This is a genomic window from Capillimicrobium parvum, assembly GCF_021172045.1.
GTDB classification, from domain to species: Bacteria; Actinomycetota; Thermoleophilia; order Solirubrobacterales; family Solirubrobacteraceae; genus Capillimicrobium; species Capillimicrobium parvum.
Genome location: NZ_CP087164.1, coordinates 4413134 through 4430176 on the forward strand (window position 1 = coordinate 4413134; position 17043 = coordinate 4430176).

The window sequence follows — 17043 nt, forward strand, 5'->3', positions numbered from 1 at the left end:
CTCAGCCGAGCACGGCGCGCTCGAGCGCCGGCAGCTCCGCCGCGCACGGCACGACCCCGCCCGCCCGGTCCAGGGCCGTCTGCGGGTCCTTCAGCCCGTGGCCGGTGAGTACGCACGCGACGCGCTCGCACCCGTCGGCGCCGTACTTCAGCAGCCCCGCCACCGAGGCCGCGGAGGCCGGCTCGCAGAAGACGCCTTCGTGGCGGGCCAGCATCGCGTAGGCTTCGAGGATCTCGGCGTCGGACACCGCCCGCACCTGTCCGCGCGAGGCGGTGAAGGCCGCCATCGCCTCCTCCCAGCGCGCGGGGTTGCCGATCCGGATGGCGCTGGCGACGGTCTCGGGCTTCGCGACCGGATGCCCCAGCACGAGCGGCGCCGCGCCCTCGGCCTGGAAGCCGAACAGCCGCGGGGAGTGGCCGAGCTCCTCAAAGCCCTTCCAGTACGCCGTCACGTTGCCGGCGTTGCCGACCGGGATGAACAGCGCGTCGAGGTCCCCGCCGAGATCCTCGACGAGCTCGAACGCCGCCGTCTTCTGGCCCTCGAGCCGGAACGCGTTGACCGAGTTGACGAGCGAGATCGGATGGCGCGCCACGAGCTCGCGCACGAGCCGCAGCGCGTCGTCGAAGTTGCCCTGCAGCGCGACGACCCGCGCGCCGTGCACGAGCGCCTGGGCGAGCTTGCCCGTCGCGATCTTGCCCTCGGGCACGATCACCGCGCCGCGCAGCCCCGCCCGGGCCGCGTACGCCGCCGCGCTCGCCGCCGTGTTGCCGGTCGACGCGCAGATCACCGCCTCGGAGCCCTCACGCACCGCGGCCGAGACCGCGCACGTCATCCCGCGATCCTTGAAGGACCCGGTCGGGTTGAGCCCCTCGAGCTTCAGCCACACGTACGCACCCACGCGCTCGGACACGTACGGCGCGGCGACGAGCGGGGTCGAGCCCTCGCCCATCGACACCACCGGATCGGCCTCGGCGAACGGCAGCCGCTCGCGGAAGCGCTCGATCAGCCCGACGCGTGCCGTCATCAGACCCCGAACTCCTCTTCGATCACGCGGATGAACCGCGGCCGCGAGCGCATGAAGCCGAGGTCGGCGATCTCGTCGAGCGCGGCCATGAACTGCCGCTCGGGCACGCGGTGCAGCACCATCACGAGGCGCGCCTGGTCGCCGAGCCCCTTCTGCACGACCGACTTCACGGACACGCCGTGGGCGCCGAGCGCCGCCGCGACCTGGGCGAGCACCCCCGGCTCGTCGTCGACGTCCAGGTGCAGGTAGAACGCGGACGCCACGTCGGTCACGACCGGCAGCCGCTGCGAGGTCTCCGGCGTCGACGCCGGCGGGATCATCGCGCTGATGACGTCGCCGAGCACGGCGCTCGCCGTCTGCGGCCCGCCCGCGCCCGGCCCGCTGATTGTGATCTCGGTGATCGCCGGCGACTCGATCGTCACCGCGTTGAACGGCCCGGCGACGCTCGCCAGCGGATGCCCGGGATACAGGAACGCCGGGTGCACGCGAACGCTGATCCCACTCCGGCCCTCGTTCGTTGGGTGCCCGATGCGCTCCGCCGTCCCGATGAGCTTCAGGCCCAGCCCGAACTCCCGCGCGTACTCGAGGTCGTCGGGCGTGATCTGCTCGATGCCCTCGTAGCTGACCTGGTCGAGGTGCACCGGCGTGTCGAACGCCAGCCGGGCCAGGATCGCCATCTTCGCCGCGGCGTCCGCGCCGTTGACGTCGTCGGTCGGGTCCGCCTCGGCGTAACCGAGCCGCTGGGCCTCCGCGAGCGCCGACGAGAACGCCTCCCCGGTGCGCGCCATCTCCGACAGGATGAAGTTCGTCGTGCCGTTGACGATGCCGGTCACGCGGTCGATGTGCGCCGCGGCGAGCGTCTCCTGCAGCACGCGGATGACCGGCACCACCCCGCCGACGGACGCCTCGAAGCGCAGCTGCACCCCGTGCTCGCGCGCGGCGGCCCACAGCTCCTCGCCATGGCGCGACAGGAGCTGCTTGTTCGCGGTGACGACGTGCTTGCCCGCCCGCAGCGCGCGCAGCACGTACTCGCGGGCCGGGTCGACGCCGCCCATGACCTCGACGATGAGGTCCGACGCCGCGAGGATCTCGTCGAAGTCCCCGCGCGAGCGCGTCAGCACGCCCGACAGCCGCGGCCGCAGCCCGGTGGTGGTCTCGATCTGCTCGGTGCGGGCGTCGAGCAGCTCGGCGAACGCCGAGCCGACCGTGCCGTGCCCCAGCAGGCCGACGTCAAACGTCTCGGGCAAGCAGGTCCTCGCTGGTCTCACGGCGCACCACGAGCCGCGCGTCGCCGTCCTTGACGAACACGACGGGCGGGCGCGGGACGCCGTTGTAGTTGTTGGCCAGCGCGTGGCCGTAGGCGCCGGTGGCCGGCGTGACGAGCACGTCGCCCGGCCGCGGATCGTCGAGCATCACGTCGCGCGCGATGACGTCGCCCGACTCGCAGTGCTTGCCCGCCACGTGGCACAGCACGTCGCCGCCGAAGCGGTCGGCGACCTGCACCTCGTAGCGGGCGCCGTAGAGCATGGGCCGCAGGTTGTCGGACATGCCGCCGTCGACGCCGACCCAGGTCGACACGTTGCGCTTGACCGACTGCACCGTGTAGAGCGTCACGGTCGAGTTGGCGACCAGCGCGCGGCCGGGCTCGTCGACGATGACGCGGTCGAGGCCGAGGTGCGCCTGGACGGCGTCCACCTTCGCCGCCACGTACTCCTCGATGCTCGGCGGGCGCTCGTCGGTGTACGCGGCGCCCAGGCCGCCGCCGACGTTGACGATCGGGAAGTCGCCGAGCTCGGCCACCGCGGCGACGGCGCGCAGGTACGGCACGACGTCGAGCAGCTGCGAGCCGATGTGGAAGTGCAGGCCGGCCAGGTCGAGCCCCGGAGCGGCCTGCAGCCGCGCGATCGCCGCCGGCGCGTCGGCCATGGAGACGCCGAACTTCGAGTCGGCCTGGCCGGTGGAGATCGCGGCATGCGTCTCGCCGCGGACGTCCGGCGTGACGCGCAGCAGCACGCGCTGGGTCCGGCCGCCGAGCAGCGCCTCGAGCCGGGCGATCTCGTCGCCGTTGTCGACGACGATCGTCCCGACGCGGGCGTCGAGCGCCGCACGCAGCTCGCCCACGGACTTCGCGTTGCCGTGGAAGTAGATGCGGGCCGGGTCGAACCCGGCGGCCAGGGCCATCGCCAGCTCGCCGCCAGAGGCCACGTCGCAGCCGAGGCCCTCCTCGGCGAACACCCGGTAGACCGCGGTGCACGGGAACGCCTTCGAGGCGAAGACCACCTCGAAGCGCTCGGCCCGCGCACCGTAGGCCGCCAGCATCGCGCGCGCCCGGCCGCGCAGGTCGTCCTCGGAGACGACGTAGGCGGGCGTGCCGAACTCCCGCGCGAGCTCGAGCGCATCGCAGCCGCCGATCTCCAGCACGCCGCGCTCGTCGAGGCGGCTGGGCTGGGGATAGGCAGGCGAGAGCTGTTGGGTGACGGCCATGTCGACCTGGCAGGATCGCAGTTCATGGCTCCGCGCAGCCGCACCGTCTCCATGGAGCCTCCCGAGCTGGGGCGGACCGCCGGCCTGGCCTGGGCGCGCTTCGCCCCGGACGGCGCGCCGTGGGGCTCGCTGCTCGTCCTGCACGGCGCCGGATCGCGCAAGGAGTCGCACTACGACTTCGGCCGCGCGGCCCGCGCCGCCGGCCTGTGCGCGCTGTGCTTCGACGCGCGCGGCCACGGCGAGAGCGACGGCCCGATGGGCGCGGGCGTGCTCGACGACCTCGCGGCGGTGGCGGGCGAGTTGCCGCGCGACGTGCCGCTCGCGCTGCGCGGCTCCTCGATGGGCGGCTACCTGGCGATCGTCGCCGCGGCGGCGCTCGGCGCCAGGGCGGTCGTGGCGATCTGCCCGGCGCCGGCCGACGGCCTGATCGTCGCCCTGCGCGCCGGGCGCTTCGACTTCCGCGCCGACCGCCCGGCGCTCGAGGCGTTCCTCGCCGAGCACGACGACCTGCAGGCCGCGGGCGCCTACGAGGGCGGCCTGCTGCTCCTGCACGCGGAGGGCGACGAGTCGGTGCCCTACCAGCACTCGGTCGCGCTCGACGCGGCCGCCGCCGGAGCCCGCCCGCGCCGCCTGCTGGTCATCCCGGGCGGCCACCACCGCTCCATCCAGCACGACGCCGAGCTCCAGGGCGAGGCGCTGCGCTGGCTCGAGCGCGCCCTGCGCTGACCGCCTCACCGCGACGACAGCCGGCGCACGCCCCGGAACGCGAGCAGCGGCAGCGTCGTAGCCGCCGCGACCACCGCCCCGGCGATCAGCACCGCCTCCGGCCCGAACGCATCGGTGGCCGGCCCGGCGAGCGCGAGCCCGATCGGCATGAACGCGTAGCTGCCGAGGTAGTCGAGCGAGATCACCCGGGCCAGGAGCTGCGCCGGGACGTCGCGCTGGACCGCCGTGACCCAGAGCACCTCGAAGATCTCCTCGCCCACGCCGGCCAGGAACGCGAGCACGCAGATGAGCGCGATCGGCGACGGCCCGACGAGCGCGAGGAAGAACGGCGGCCAGGTCATCAGGGCCAGCAGCGCGACCACCCCCGGGACACGCGTGCGGATCCGGCCGGCGCCGAGCGCGCCGACCACCGCCCCGGCCGCGTAGACCGAGAGGATGACCGCGAACGCCCCGTTGCCGCCGAGGTCCTCACGGGCGATCACCGGCAGCAGGACCTCCCACGGGCCGATGACGAACAGCAGCTGGATCATCGCCATGCCGATGACCGCGGCGATCCACGGTCGTGCGCGCACCGCCGCGAAGCCCTCGGCGACGTCGCGGCGTACGGACGGCGTGCCGGTGCGCTCGGCCAGCGGCGGCTCGCGCACCGCGATCAGCGTCGCCGAGCTCACCGCGAACGTCGCCGCGTCGACGACGAGCGCGAGACGGACCCCGGCGAGCGCGACGAGGGCGCCGCCGATGGCGGGCCCGAGCACCGACGCGCCCTGGCGGGCGACCGCGGTCAGGCTGTTGGCCGACACCAGGTCCTTCGCCGGCACGATCCCCGGCATGAGCGCCCCGTACGCGGGCTGGAAGAACGACTGGCCGGCGCCGACGAGGAACGCCAGTCCGGCGACCAGGGCCAGCGGCGTTGATGCCGGGACGAGCGCGAGGGCGATGATCGCGCCGGCGCGCACGCCGTCGGAGGCGATCATCAGCCCGCGCCGGGACATCCGGTCGCCGACGATCCCGCCCAGCGGCAGGAACAGGATCATCGCCACGGTCCGCGCGGCGAGCATCGCGCCGAGGCCGGACGGCCCGTAGCCCCGCTCGAGCGCGAACACGGCGAGGGCGACGATGTTCAGCGCATCGCCGACGGTGCTGACGGCCTGGCCGGCCCAGAGGAGCCGGAAGTCCCGATGGCGGAGCGCGCCCACGCGGGCGACCCTCTCAGCTTGCGGTCTGCGCTGCTCCGGGCCGTGTGTCGCCGCGCATCACGCCGCCGTGCCGCCGCCCGATGATGGCGAGGATGATGCCGCCGAGCAGGAAGAACGCGATCGACTCGAACTGCGCCGCGGTGAGGCCGAGCGCCGCGTCGGAGTTGCGGCGGATGAACTCGACCAGGAAGCGTTCGATGCCGGCGAAGATCAGGTAGAGGGCGAAGACGGTGCCGGGCTGGAAGCGGTCGCGCCAGCGCCACAGCAGCCAGGCGACGAGGCCCATCGCGAGCGTCTCGTAGACGGGCGTGGGATGGACCTCCTGCGTCGTCGGCACCGTCCCGTCGGGGTAGGCCATCGCCCACGGCAGCGAGGACGCGGTCCCGTAGTCGCCGTCCCCGGACAGCTGGCAGCCGATCCGGCCGATCGAGTAGCCGATCGCCAGCCCGATCCCGCCCATGTCGAGCAGGTAGCCGTTGAGCATGCCGCGCCACCAGGCCCAGATGAGCACGCCGGCGGCGCCGCCGACCGCGCCGCCGTAGAACACCAGCCCGGAGCCGCCGAAGATCCCGGAGAATCCGAGCTCGCTCGGATGCTGGATGAGGTAGTACGCGCGGGCGCCGACCAGGCCGCCGATGAGCGCGGCGAAGACGACCTCGTAAGCCCAGTCCGTGGGCTTGCCGAGCTCCTTGAAGCGTCGCCAGGCCATGAGCCCGCAGGCCACGAAGGCCAGTGCGAACATGACGCCGAAGGTCTTGACGGGGCCGATCTCGGGAAGCACGGCCCGTCAGCCTACGGGGTGCCGACGCCGGTCCGCGCCTGCCGGGTGGGCTTCCGGCGTCTCCGGCGAGAGGCGGGCCCCGGTGAACGTACCTACAGGTAGTTCAGCGGGTTCACCACGGACCCGTTGATGCGCACCTCGAAGTGCAGGTGATCGCCGTAACAGCGGCCGGTGCACCCGACGTAGCCGATGACCTGCCCCTGCGTGACGCTCGCGCCCATCGAGGTGCCGAAGCGCGACTGGTGCGCGTAGCACGTCGACATCGACGACGTGTGCTGGACGCAGGTGAAGTTGCCGTAGCCGCCGGAGGCCGACTCGGGCTGCATCAGCACGACCTTGCCGGACGCGGCCGCGCGGATCGGCGTGCCGGACGGCACCCCGATGTCGATGCCCGGATGGCACGACTCCCAGGCCCGCGTCTCGCAGAACGGCGAGGTGATCGGGCCGTTGACCGGCCAGATCATGCCGCCGCTGCCGGGCTTGATCGGCCCGGCGGGCAGCGTGCCGGCGCTGCCGCCCGACGCGATGTCCGCCAGCCGGGCCTGGATCTTGGCCTGCTGGTCCTGCAGCTCGCCGAGGTCGTCCTCGAGCGCGTGGCGCTGCCCGCGCACGCTCGACAGGAGGTTCTGCCGGCCGGCGCGCGTGCGCTCGTAGCCGCTGCGCGCGCTGACGAGGTCGTTCTTGACGCCGGCGACCTCGTCGCGGCGCGTGAGGATCGTGGCCGCGACCTTCTGCTGGCGCGCCTCGAGCCCGGCGAGCCGCGTCGTCGTCGCCTGGGCATCCGCCTTCGCCGTCTTGACCGCGGCAACGATCCGGCGGTCGTTGTCGGAGATGCGCCGCAGGAACTCGCCGCGCTCGAGGAGGTCGGCGAAGCTGTTGGAGTCCAGGACGACGGTGATGAGGTCCGGGCGGTCGGCCTTGTAGAGCTCGACGAGCCGGGTTGCGAGGGCCCGCCGCGACACGACGAGCCGGCCCTTGAGGCGGGTGAGCCGCGCGCGCTCGTCGCGCAGCTGGTCCTGGACGCGCACGAGCTCGGAGCGCTTGGCATCGAGGTCGGTCTGGATCGCCTGCTGGCGGCGCTGGAGGCCCGTGATGCGGCCCTGGAGGTCGCGGATCCGGCTCGTGTAGCGCGAGATGTCGGTCGTCAGGACCCGCTCGGTGCCCTTCTTGGCGCCGATCTGGCGCTCCTTCTGGCGGATCTTCGACTGCACCTCGTTGAGCGACGGTCCGGAGGCGCCGCTGGAGACCAGCGGCGACAGCGCCCACAGGCCGAACGGCAGGACGGCGAAGGCGCACAGGATCAGGAGGCGAAGTCTCAAGCGATGATGGAGGGTCGGGCGGACGCGCGGACGAACCGCGGAATCCCTGCTTGTAGCAAGGGCTCAACCCTCGCTCAAAGGTTGCAAGGCGCCGCCCACAGCGGCTTCAGGCTGTCTTAACAGAGTTAGGGCATCCTCTTGGCCATGGCTGCACGCACCTCGTTCGGCAAGGACACCGGACTCCAGGCCCGGATGCTCTTCACCATGTTCCTGCTGGGCCTGGTGTACATCGCCCTGCTGGGCGTCCTCTTCGCCGCCGGCGCCGGCTTCGGCCTGCTGGTGGTCGTGGGCATCGGGCTGTTCCTCCTGCAGGTCTTCGCGTCGGACAAGATCGCCCTGGCGTCCATGGGCGCCAAGACCGTCACGGCGCAGCAGGCGCCGGAGTTCCACGCGCTCGTCGAGCGCCTCTGCGTCCAGGCGGACCTCCCCAAGCCGAAGATCGCCGTCATCGACACGCCGATGCCCAACGCGTTCGCCATGGGCCGCTCGCAGAAGGCCGCCACGGTCTGCGCGACGACCGGCATCATGGAGCTGCTCTCCCCCGCCGAGTTCGAGGGCGTCATCGCCCACGAGCTCTCCCACGTGGCCAACCGCGACGTCATGGTCATGACGATCGCCTCGTTCGGCGCGGCGCTGTCGTCGATGATCCTGCAGTTCGGCTTCCTCTTCGGCGGCGGCGGAGGCGACGACGACGACGGCCCGAGCGCGCTGGTCGTGTTCCTCGTCTCGATGATCGTGTACGTCGTCTCGTTCTTCCTCATGCAGGCGCTGTCGCGCTACCGGGAGTTCGCGGCCGACCGCGGCGCGGCGGTGCTCACCGGCCGGCCGAGCGCGCTGGCGTCGGCGCTGCTGAAGATCTCCGGCCAGATGCAGCGCGTCCCGCAGCGCGACCTGCGCGCCGCCTCCGAGATGAACGCCTTCTTCATCATCCCGGCGTCGGCGAAGGGCGCGATCGGCTCGCTGTTCGCGACGCACCCGCCGGTCGAGAAGCGGATCGAGCGCCTTCAGCGCCTGGAGCAGCAGCTGCAGGGTACGCTGGCCGCCTGATGGGGTTCCTCGACGCGCTGCTCGGGCGCCGCAAGGTCGCCGCGCCCGCCAAGCGCGATCGGCTCTTCGCCATGTCCACGGCGTACGTGACGCTGGAGACGTCGCAGGACGTCCACACGCGCGGCATGGCGGCGATCGTCTTCCAGCCGCTCGCCACCGCCGACTTCAACGAGATCGTCAAGGAGATGGTCGAGGTCGTCAAGTCGACCGGCGAGGAGACCGGCACGACGGTCGACACGAGCGACGACTCGTTCGGCTACCGCTGGATGATCCTGCGCGACGCCGACGTCGAGGATCTCGTCGTCGGCATCAACGCCGTCTACGAGGCGCTGCAGATCGGCGGCTACGGCGACCGGGTGCTGGCGGCGGTGTTCGCCTTCGAGGACGGCCAGAAGCGGCCGCTGTACTTCATCTACAACGTCAAGCGCGGGTCCTGGTACCCGTTCGTCCCCGCCCCGGGGGACCAGCAGCGCTCGGTCGAGCGCGAGCTGCAGCTCAAGGCCCAGATCGGCAGCGAGCTGCCGATCGAGCCCGAGCTCGAGCGCTGGTTCCCGCTGTGGGGCGTCCCCATCTGATCCGCGGCCGGCGGTCAGCCCGCCAGCGGGCCGCGGTAGTCCGTCGGGCGCCGCGTCGGGCAGTAGAGCCGCTCGGCGTACTCGAGCTGCGGCACGGCGCCGCCATGCACGAGGAACAGCCCGTCGTCGCCATTGCGCAGGCACGCCGGCGGATAGTTCGGCAGCAGCCGGCGCTGGAAGAGGAGCACGCCGTCGGCCGGGTCGAGGCCGTCGACGCGGTTGCCGGACGGCGCCCGCAGGCCCGCCCGCCGCGCGGCCGCCGCGATGGCGGCGCCGCCGCCGTAGGCCGGGTCGATCGCCAGCGACTCCTCGAAGGCGGCCTCCCGCACGCCCTGACGCCGAGCCACGGCCAGCACGCGCTCGAGCCGCGTGAGCCGGGCGCGTGTCGCCGCCGGGAGCGGATCGTCGGCGTGCGGCGCCTCGTACACACGGGGCGAGCGCGTCGGGCAGTACAGGTTCGTCGCCCGCTCGACCGGCGCGAGGTCCGGACCGCGCGTGACGAACACCCCGGTGCCGTCGGGCAGCACCGCGCACGGCCGCGCGCCGCCGGCGACGATCGGCTCACGGCGCACGTAGACGTCCTTCGGGCCCAGCGCGGCGGGGTCGTTGGCCGGGGCGACGTCGAGGCCGGCGATCGCGCCCAGCGCGGTCAGGCCCGGGGCGTTCCAGAAGCCCTCGGTGGCCGACAGCCGGCCGATCGCCAGCTGGCGGGCGCCCCGGGCGTGCGCGGCCTCCAGGATGGCCGGCACGTCGCCCCCGTCCTCGGGCTCGTCGACGAGGAACCCGCGGTCGGAGAACACCGTCAAGCGGCCGGTGAGGATGCGGTCGTCGCGCGCGCCGGGCAGCGACGCCCGCGCGACCCCGCCCACCCCGAACGATGTCGTGACGACGTTGATCACGGCGATCGCCACGACGACCGTCGCGCCCACCGCCCGCCAGGTCGCCGACCGCACCGTCGCGATCCATCCGGTCCCCAGCACGGCCGCGTAGACGGTCGCCGGCAGCAGGTACCGGTTGTCGTTGTGGGCCAGCATCATGATCACGACGTAGGAGACGAGCAGGCCGCCGACGAGCTCGGGACCCAGGTCGTCGGACCGGCGGTCGCGGGCGTAGCGCACGACGGCGATCACGATCCCGACGACGACCAGCACCGTGAACGGCAGCAGCAGCTGGACGTTGATCGCGTTCCACAGATACCAGCCGAGGTCGCCGACCGTGAAGCGCCCCGGGTCGGCGCCGTAGTCGCCCAGGGACGTGCCGGCCACGTTGGAGCCGGCCGCGTAGCGCAGGACGTCCGAGGCGTGTCGCAGGTAGTACGGCGCGCCGATCACGACCGCCGGTGCGGCGAACGCGATGAGCCCCCGCCAGTGGCGCCATCCGCCGCGCAGCAGCATCACCGCGATCAGGCCCGCCGGGAAGACGGCGAACGTCAGCTTCGTCAGCAGGCCGAAGCCGAACGCCACCCCCGCGCCCGCTGCCCAGCCCGTGCGCTCGAAGCGGCGGGAGGCGAGCAGCAGCCAGACCGCAAGCGCGACGAGCGCGGTCTGCGGCGGGTCGAGCATGTAGATGTGCAGCAGGCTCGTCAGCATCGGCGTGCCGAGCGCGAAGACCGCGGCGAGCGCGCCGGCCAGGCGGCTGCGGAACGCGATCGTCCCCGCCCCGTAGCAGCCGAGGGCGAGCATCGGCACGAACACGACGTTCTGCGACAGGACGAGCGTCATGACGCTGCGCCCGCCGATCACCGTCGCCGCCGCCCCGATGAGCTGGACGAGCGGCGCGTAGCCGAACGAGTTGTAGTAGTTGAACGGGAACAGGACGTCCCCGCCCGCGATCTCGTTGCGGAACCAGAGCGCGGTGAACATGTGGCCGCCGGCGTCGAACGTCGGCACCCGGTGGTCCCGCGAGACCCACCACACCGTCAGCGCCACGAACCCGACGACGGCCGCGACGACGAGGGCCTCGGGGCGCCCCAGGCGATCACGCAACGGCATCCGGCCGCAGACTAGTCTCCTCGGCCCAGATGCCGCCCGCCCTGTCCGTCGTGCTGCCCGCCTACAACGAGGAGGCGAACATCGAGCCCGTGGTCCGCCGCGCGCTCGAGGTGCTGCCCGACCTCGTCGACGACTTCGAGGTCCTCGTCGTCGACGACGGCAGCCGCGACGCGACCGTCGAACGCGCGCTGGCCGCGGCGCGCGGCGCACGGGACGGCCGCGTGCGCGTGCTGCGCCACGAGGTCAACCAGGGCTACGGCGCCGCCATCCGCTCCGGCTTCCGCCACGCGCGCGGCGCGCTCGTCTTCTACACCGACGCCGACAACCAGTTCGACCTCGCCGAGCTCGAGTGGTTCCTGCCGATGATGGCCGACCACGACATGGTCATCGGCTTCCGCGTGTACCGCTACGACACGGTGCTGCGCTCGATCGTCTCGTGGTGCTACAACCGCCTCGTCGGCGTCCTGTTCCGCGTCCACGTGCGCGACGTCGACTGCGCCTACAAGCTGCTGCGCCGCGAGGTGCTCGAGAAGATCACGATCGAGTCCGACGACTTCTTCGTCGACACGGAGCTCGTCGCCAAGGCCCGGCGGTGGAACTTCCGCGTCGCCGAGAAGGGCGTGCGCCACTACCCGCGGACGGCGGGCGAGACGACCGTCCAGGCCAGCGACGTGCCGCGGACGCTGCGGACGATCGCGACGATGTGGCGGCGCATCCACGTGCCCTCCCGCGCCGACCGCGAGCTGATGGAGGCCGCCCGGAACCGCGACACCGCGGTCGAGCTGCAGCCCTAGCGCTTCGATGGAGGAGCGCTTCTACGCGGAGTACTTCGAGATCGAGGATCGGCACTGGTGGTTCCTGGGGCGTCGCCGGATCATCCTGTCGGAGCTCGCCCGGGCCCTGGCGCCGGCACCCGGCGGCACCCGGCGACTCCTCGACGTGGGGTGCGGCACCGGGACGATGGTCCGCGAGCTGGGCCGCTTCGGCCGGGCGGAGGGGCTCGACGCCGACCCGCAGGCCGTGGCGTTCTGCGCGAAGCGGGGGTTGACCTCGGTCGCGCGGCTCGAGGGCGGCCGGCTGCCGCACGAGGACGCGAGCCTCGACGTGGTCAGCGCGTTCGACGTGCTCGAGCACCTCGACGACGATGCGGGCATGGCGGCGGAGATGCGCCGCGTGCTGCGGCCCGGCGGCACCGCGATCGTCACGGTGCCGGCGTACCGCTGGATGTGGGGGCCGCAGGACGAGATCAGCCACCACCGCCGCCGCTACGTGCGCCGCGAGCTCGTCGCGCTGCTGCGGGGTGCCGGCCTCGACGTGCGCCGCGCGACCTACTTCAACACGCTGCTGTTCGGCCCGATCGCCGCCGTCCGCGTGCTGCGCCGCGACCGGGGCGGCGGCGAGCTGCGCTCGGACTTCGAGCTCGGCTCGCCGCGCATGAACCGCCTGCTCGCGGGCGCGTTCGGCTCCGAGGAGGCACTCCTGCGCCGCGGGGTCAGCTTCCCGTTCGGTGTCTCGATCCTGGCGATCGGCCAGGCCGGGGCGGATCAGGTGCGGTAGCCGGTCTTCGTCAGGAACGTGAGGAGCGAGCGGATGTATGCGCGCCCGTACTTCTCGGCGATGTCGCCGGGCCGCTTCTTCAGCTCGCCGCGGCGCAGCGCCGCGTTGAGCTCCCGGCGACACGCCGAGCCGCGATCGAGGAGGTACAGGTCGGCGCAGATCGCCGGCAGGATCCCCTTGATCGAGAAGCCCTCGTCGCGGTGCCGGCGCGCCTGGCGCAGGCTGCCGCGCAGCGCGCGCAGGTCGGCGCGGATGCGGTCGGGATACTCGCGCGTGACGTTGACGAGCCCGAAGTCCTGGTAGCGCCAGATCTGCTCGGGCATCGCGGAGCACACGTAGGCGCAGAACGCGTAGGCGAACCGGTCGTCGAAGGTGACGAGCTCCTGCGCCGGCCCGCCGGGGAGGTCGGCGAGCGAGTAGCCGGGGTCGCCCCACAGCTGGTCGAGGCGCCGGTAGGCGTTCGTCGCGGCGTCCCAGCCGTAGATGACCGACACCGAGCAGCAGTGCGCGCCGCCGGTGAACAGGTCGACGATGACCTCCGGGTCGCCGTCGCCGGTGAGGTCCGCGATCGTCAGCGACGAGACGGGCTCGCCACCGCCCTCGCTCAGGCCGCCGATCGGCGCGGCGCCCTTGCAGAACCGGCAGCCCGCGGCGACGTCGCCGCCGCTCGGCAGCGTGGCGGGTGCGCCGCCGCGCGTGACGGCAAGGCGCACGTTCGTCGCCTGGATGAAGCGCTTCAGCCGGTAGGTGAGGGTCGCGGTCACCGCACCGGATGTCTTCGTCTCGGTGTGCGGGCCGGGTGTGCCCTGAGCCCCGGCGGTGGGAGCGCTCAGGGCCAGCAGCGCCGCGACGAGCGCGGCGGCGGCGATGATTCGGGGCATGGCCTCAGTCCGGCAGGAGGCCTTCGCCGGTGAAGTCTCGCTCGGCCTCGGCCAGCGTGAGATCCGGCGGCGGGATGATGAGGTCGGATTCGCGCAGGTCGTCGCCGTCGACGGCGTTCCCCTGCGAGCGCACGAACTCCAGGAGGGCCTGGAACGCGTGGTTGTAGTCGGCCTCGTCCTCGGCCTCGACCGCCGCGACGACGCGATTGTCGAGCTCGTTGAGCTCGTCGTTCGCGCCTTCGGGCAGCTCGTACTGGCCCTCCGTGGCGATGCGGACGATCACGCCGCGCCCCCCTCGATCTGCGGCTGCGAGCCGCCGCTGCCCTGGCCGAGCTCGGCCTTCATCTTCGCGAGGTCGTCGTCGACCGCGGACTGGCTGGTGAGCTCGTGCAGCTGCCGATCGATGTCGTCCTGGCCCTCGCCGAGCAGCGAGACGTCGCTGAACGTGCCGGCCGCCTCGAGCTCCTCGACCGCGGAGGCGCGCGCCTTCATGTCCTCGGTCTTGTCGAGCGCCCGCTGCATCGCGAGGCCGACGTCCGCCATCTCCTCGCCGACACCGGTGGCCGCGGACGAGATCTGCACCTGGGCCTCGGCCGCCGAGTACTGCGCCTTGACGACCTCCTTCTTGGTGCGGAACGCCTCGATCTTCGCGCGGAGCTTCGCCTCGGAGTCGATCAGCTTCTGCTGCTGGCCTTCGAGCTCGGCGACCTGCGTGTCGAGGTTCTGCAGCTCGGTCTGGGCGAGCTGCTTGCGCTCGAGCGCCGTGCGGGCGAGCTCCTCGTTGCCGGCGGACAGCGCCTGCCGGGCCTGCGTGTCGAGCTTGACCACGTTCTGCTGCAGGCGATCGGCTTGCATCTGCAGCCGCTTCTTGGAGGTGACGACCTCCGCGATGCCCTTCTTGACGTTCTGGAGGAGCTCGAGCTGCTTCTGATAGCTGTAGTCGAGCGTCTCGCCAGGATCCTCAGCTCTGTCGAGGAGCTTCGAGATCTTCGCCTTGATGATGGTCGTGAAGCGGCCACTGGTGCCGGCCATCACTTGCCTCCTGTCCGCCAGTCGGGATGTCTGGCGCCCAGCCTACCGACGCCGGCGCGACATGCGACTCAGGTGCGGCTCAGAAGCCGACGGGATGGCGGGCGACGAAGCCCTTGGTGCTGCGCAGGACGGGGCGCCAGCGCGGGCCCTTGGCGCCGGACGGATCGCCCGCGGCGCTCGTGTCGAGTCGCATGCCGGCGATCACGACGAACGCATGGCCCGGGTTCGTGTAGACGGTGACCCAGGACCCCGCGCCCGACTCGCCCCACTTCATGAAGCTGCCGGAGTCCAGCGGCGTGCCGTCCATCAGGTCGCCGCCGAGCAGCGCGTAGGAGACCGTGCCCGAGCAGTCGTAGCCGGTGTCCACGACACGGGCGTGGCCGCCACCGTACTTGTAGGGCTTGCCGACGATCTCGTTCGCGGACCAGATCGCCTGCTGGACCTCGGCCGGCGCGTCCGCGGGCGGGTAGGCCTTGCCGTCGATGATCCGGCCGCTGGGCATGACCGGGGTCGGCGCGGTCGCCTGATCGTACGAGGCCCCGCCGGCGGTGTCGCCGGCGACGGGCGCCGGAGCCGGCGCCGGAGTCGTGGCCTGGCGGGTAGCGGCCGAGGCGGGCACGGCGAACGCGGCCAAACACAGAACGGAAACGATCGACGTCGTCAGGGCACGTGCCCGCACAGCTACCTCTTTCGTGGGCCTCCGGGGTTAGCTGACGGGCTAGCGCGGAAAGAGCCTGCGCTTCTCGTGGATGAACCACGAAATTCGCCCCACACAACATTTGGGTCCCCCGGTCCCCGGCTTTCCTGCCAGGGATTCGGCGTGATCGCGGCAACCTAGCACGTCACCAGGATTGGTGTCCCGCGGTTATGGGTACCGCCCGCCCGGCGTATGGGCGACCGGCCTTTCAATACCGTCATCGGCCGGATGCGACCTCACTTGAGTGCCCTGCTGCTCGCCGGTGCCCTCGCCGCGGTCGCCTCCGGGTGCGGCAAGGAGACGACCGGGCCGCTGCCGCCGCCGGCGACGACGACGGTGACCGCGCCGGTCTCCGGCGTCGCGGGCGACGAGCCGCAGGCGGCGAGCGACCTGGGCTTCCCGACGTTCGCCACGAAGAACACGACGCGGGTGGGCGGCGCCGACGCCACGGCCGACGCCGCGGGCGTCGCGCAGGCCGTGTTCCCGTCGACCGGGCCGACTAGCCGGCCCGCCGCGGTGGTGCTTGCCGACTCCGAGAACTGGCAGGCCGCGCTGGCCGCCTCCGTGTTCATGGCGCGCCCGATCCGAGCGCCGCTGCTGCTCGCCCACGGCAGCGAGCTGCCGGACGCCACGCAGGCCGCGCTGACGCGCCTGGCCCCGGGCGGGTCCGGGGTCCTCGGCCGTGCGCAGGTGATCCGGGTGGGCGATGTCCCGGCGCCCTCGGGGCTGCGGGCGACGGCCGTCGCCGGCGACGACGCGTTCGATCTCGCCGCGGCGATCGACCGCGTGGCGACGAGCGCGCGGGGCGAGCCCGCGCCGGCCGTGATGATCGCGGGCGTCGACGACCCGGCGTACGCGATGCCGGCCGCGGCCTGGGCGGCGAAGGCGGGCGACCCGCTGCTGTTCGTCGAACGCGACCGGGTCCCGCAGGCGACGCTCAAGGCGCTGCGCCGCCACGACCGGCCGGCGATCTACGTGGTCGGGCCGAGGTCGCAGGTCTCGGACGGCGTGCTGGGCGCGCTGCGCAAGGCGGGGTCCTCGGTGACGAGGATCGCGGGCGCGGACCCGGCGAAGAACGCGGTGGCCTTCGCGCGATTCTCGTCGGACGCGTTCGGTTGGGGGATCGTCGATCCCGGGCACGGCCTGGTCGTCGCCGATCCGCGGCAGCCGCTGGCCGCCGCGGCCGCCTCGCCGCTTTCCTCCAGCGGGACCTACGGGCCGCTGCTGCTGACCGACGACGCGGGCGGCCTGCCCGAGCCGCTCGTCCAGCTCCTGCTCGACATCCAGCCCGGCTACGAGGCCGACCCGGTCCGCGGCGTCTACAATCACGCCTGGCTGATCGGGGACGAGCAGGCCGTCACACTTGACGCCCAGTCCCGCATCGACGCCCTTCTCGAGATCTCCCCCGTCCGCGACGAAAGCCCATGAGCGAGTTCGAGCATCCCGCGCGCAGCGCCCCCGGCCATGAGGTGACCGTCGAGGACGTGCGCCAGCTGATGGGCGCCTCCACCCCACACTTCGCGCTGCAGCTGCGCAACCGGATCGCGAAGCTGATCGAGGGGCTGCCGGCCGACCACCCGGCCCGGGTCGAGGGCGAGCGCGAGATCGCGCGGCTCGTGCGCCTCGGGTACTCGGGCGAGGTGCGCGGCATGCACGCCCAGGCCGGCCAGAGGCCGCTGAAGTCCAACGCCGAGGGGCTCGCCGAGGCGGGCTGAGCGGGGGCGCGGCGGGGG

Annotated in this window: 18 protein-coding genes and 1 riboswitch; of the genes, 7 read left to right on the top strand and 11 right to left on the bottom strand. The window is 72.8% G+C overall.

The features are described from left to right. Nucleotide 1: 1 nt before the first annotated feature. From thrC to lysA, 3 genes are read right to left on the bottom strand one after another with little or no spacing between them, the layout of a single operon-like run. On the bottom strand, nt 2-1024 hold the full coding sequence (thrC, locus tag DSM104329_RS21445; protein ID WP_259311894.1) for a threonine synthase: 1023 nt from the start codon (nt 1022-1024) through the stop codon (nt 2-4). Beyond that, nucleotides 1024-2271 (bottom strand): homoserine dehydrogenase, encoded by a 1248-nt coding sequence (locus DSM104329_RS21450; RefSeq protein ID WP_259311895.1) that lies wholly within the window; start codon nt 2269-2271, stop codon nt 1024-1026. Before DSM104329_RS21450 ends, thrC begins: the two co-directional genes overlap by 1 nt. After that, complete coding sequence (lysA, locus tag DSM104329_RS21455; RefSeq protein WP_259311896.1) at nt 2255-3508, bottom strand: diaminopimelate decarboxylase; 1254 nt, start codon at nt 3506-3508, stop codon at nt 2255-2257. Before lysA ends, DSM104329_RS21450 begins: the two co-directional genes overlap by 17 nt. Before the next feature lie 24 nt (nt 3509-3532). On the opposite strand from lysA, the gene DSM104329_RS21460 reads away from it, so the two are divergent. Then, nucleotides 3533-4234: an alpha/beta hydrolase gene (locus tag DSM104329_RS21460; RefSeq protein ID WP_259311897.1), complete on the top strand. Its 702-nt coding sequence runs from the start codon at nt 3533-3535 to the stop codon at nt 4232-4234. 5 nt (nt 4235-4239) lie between these two features. Here DSM104329_RS21460 and DSM104329_RS21465 read toward each other — a convergent pair whose 3' ends face one another. The 3 genes from DSM104329_RS21465 to DSM104329_RS21475 form a co-directional block, all read right to left on the bottom strand. Further along, nucleotides 4240-5430: an MFS transporter gene (locus DSM104329_RS21465; RefSeq protein ID WP_259311898.1), complete on the bottom strand. Its 1191-nt coding sequence runs from the start codon at nt 5428-5430 to the stop codon at nt 4240-4242. 13 nt (nt 5431-5443) lie between these two features. Continuing rightward, the gene (locus tag DSM104329_RS21470) at nt 5444-6211 is read right to left on the bottom strand and encodes a prolipoprotein diacylglyceryl transferase (RefSeq protein ID WP_259311899.1); all 768 of its coding nucleotides are present in this window, start codon (nt 6209-6211) and stop codon (nt 5444-5446) included. A 92-nt stretch (nt 6212-6303) separates the two neighbouring features. Then, nucleotides 6304-7530, bottom strand: a complete 1227-nt coding sequence (locus DSM104329_RS21475; RefSeq protein ID WP_259311900.1) for a murein hydrolase activator EnvC family protein — start codon at nt 7528-7530, stop codon at nt 6304-6306. Between the two features lie 144 nt (nt 7531-7674). Here DSM104329_RS21475 and htpX point away from each other — a divergent pair, with 144 nt between their 5' ends. After that, nucleotides 7675-8577 carry a zinc metalloprotease HtpX gene (htpX, locus tag DSM104329_RS21480; protein WP_259311901.1) on the top strand — a complete coding sequence of 301 codons (903 nt, stop codon included), beginning with the start codon at nt 7675-7677 and terminating at the stop codon, nt 8575-8577. Then, entirely contained in the window at nt 8577-9152 is a 576-nt protein-coding gene (gene pspAB, locus DSM104329_RS21485; RefSeq protein WP_259311902.1) for a PspA-associated protein PspAB, read from the top strand. The genes htpX and pspAB overlap by 1 nt, the downstream gene beginning before the upstream one ends. Nucleotides 9153-9166: 14 nt before the next feature. On the opposite strand, the gene DSM104329_RS21490 is transcribed toward pspAB, so the two are convergent. Then, complete coding sequence (locus DSM104329_RS21490; RefSeq protein WP_259311903.1) at nt 9167-11143, bottom strand: ArnT family glycosyltransferase; 1977 nt, start codon at nt 11141-11143, stop codon at nt 9167-9169. A gap of 29 nt (nt 11144-11172) precedes the next feature. Here DSM104329_RS21490 and DSM104329_RS21495 point away from each other — a divergent pair, with 29 nt between their 5' ends. Beyond that, nucleotides 11173-11937 carry a glycosyltransferase family 2 protein gene (locus DSM104329_RS21495; RefSeq protein WP_259311904.1) on the top strand — a complete coding sequence of 255 codons (765 nt, stop codon included), beginning with the start codon at nt 11173-11175 and terminating at the stop codon, nt 11935-11937. A 7-nt stretch (nt 11938-11944) separates the two neighbouring features. After that, a complete protein-coding gene (locus DSM104329_RS21500) occupies nt 11945-12700 on the top strand; it encodes a class I SAM-dependent methyltransferase (protein ID WP_259311905.1) in 756 nt (251 codons plus the stop codon). Here DSM104329_RS21500 and DSM104329_RS21505 read toward each other — a convergent pair. From DSM104329_RS21505 to DSM104329_RS21520, 4 genes are all read right to left on the bottom strand, one after another. Next, a complete protein-coding gene (locus DSM104329_RS21505) occupies nt 12688-13581 on the bottom strand; it encodes a hypothetical protein (protein WP_259311906.1) in 894 nt (297 codons plus the stop codon). The two genes, DSM104329_RS21500 and DSM104329_RS21505, sit on opposite strands and share 13 nt — an antisense overlap. A gap of 4 nt (nt 13582-13585) precedes the next feature. Further along, nucleotides 13586-13864: a PspA-associated protein PspAA gene (gene pspAA / locus DSM104329_RS21510; protein WP_259311907.1), complete on the bottom strand. Its 279-nt coding sequence runs from the start codon at nt 13862-13864 to the stop codon at nt 13586-13588. Next, nucleotides 13861-14613, bottom strand: coding sequence for a PspA/IM30 family protein (locus DSM104329_RS21515; protein ID WP_259311908.1), 753 nt, complete (start codon nt 14611-14613; stop codon nt 13861-13863). The genes pspAA and DSM104329_RS21515 overlap by 4 nt, the downstream gene beginning before the upstream one ends. Nucleotides 14614-14692: 79 nt before the next feature. Beyond that, nucleotides 14693-15247 carry a hypothetical protein gene (locus DSM104329_RS21520; RefSeq protein WP_259311909.1) on the bottom strand — a complete coding sequence of 185 codons (555 nt, stop codon included), beginning with the start codon at nt 15245-15247 and terminating at the stop codon, nt 14693-14695. Nucleotides 15248-15293: 46 nt separating this feature from the next. Then, nucleotides 15294-15444: riboswitch (cyclic di-AMP (ydaO/yuaA leader) on the bottom strand. Between the two features lie 106 nt (nt 15445-15550). Here DSM104329_RS21520 and DSM104329_RS21525 point away from each other — a divergent pair. Next, on the top strand, nt 15551-16738 hold the full coding sequence (locus DSM104329_RS21525) for a cell wall-binding repeat-containing protein (protein WP_259311910.1): 1188 nt from the start codon (nt 15551-15553) through the stop codon (nt 16736-16738). Then, entirely contained in the window at nt 16735-17025 is a 291-nt protein-coding gene (locus tag DSM104329_RS21530) for a hypothetical protein (protein ID WP_259311911.1), read from the top strand. The genes DSM104329_RS21525 and DSM104329_RS21530 overlap by 4 nt, the downstream gene beginning before the upstream one ends. The last annotated feature ends 18 nt before the right edge of the window (nt 17026-17043 follow it).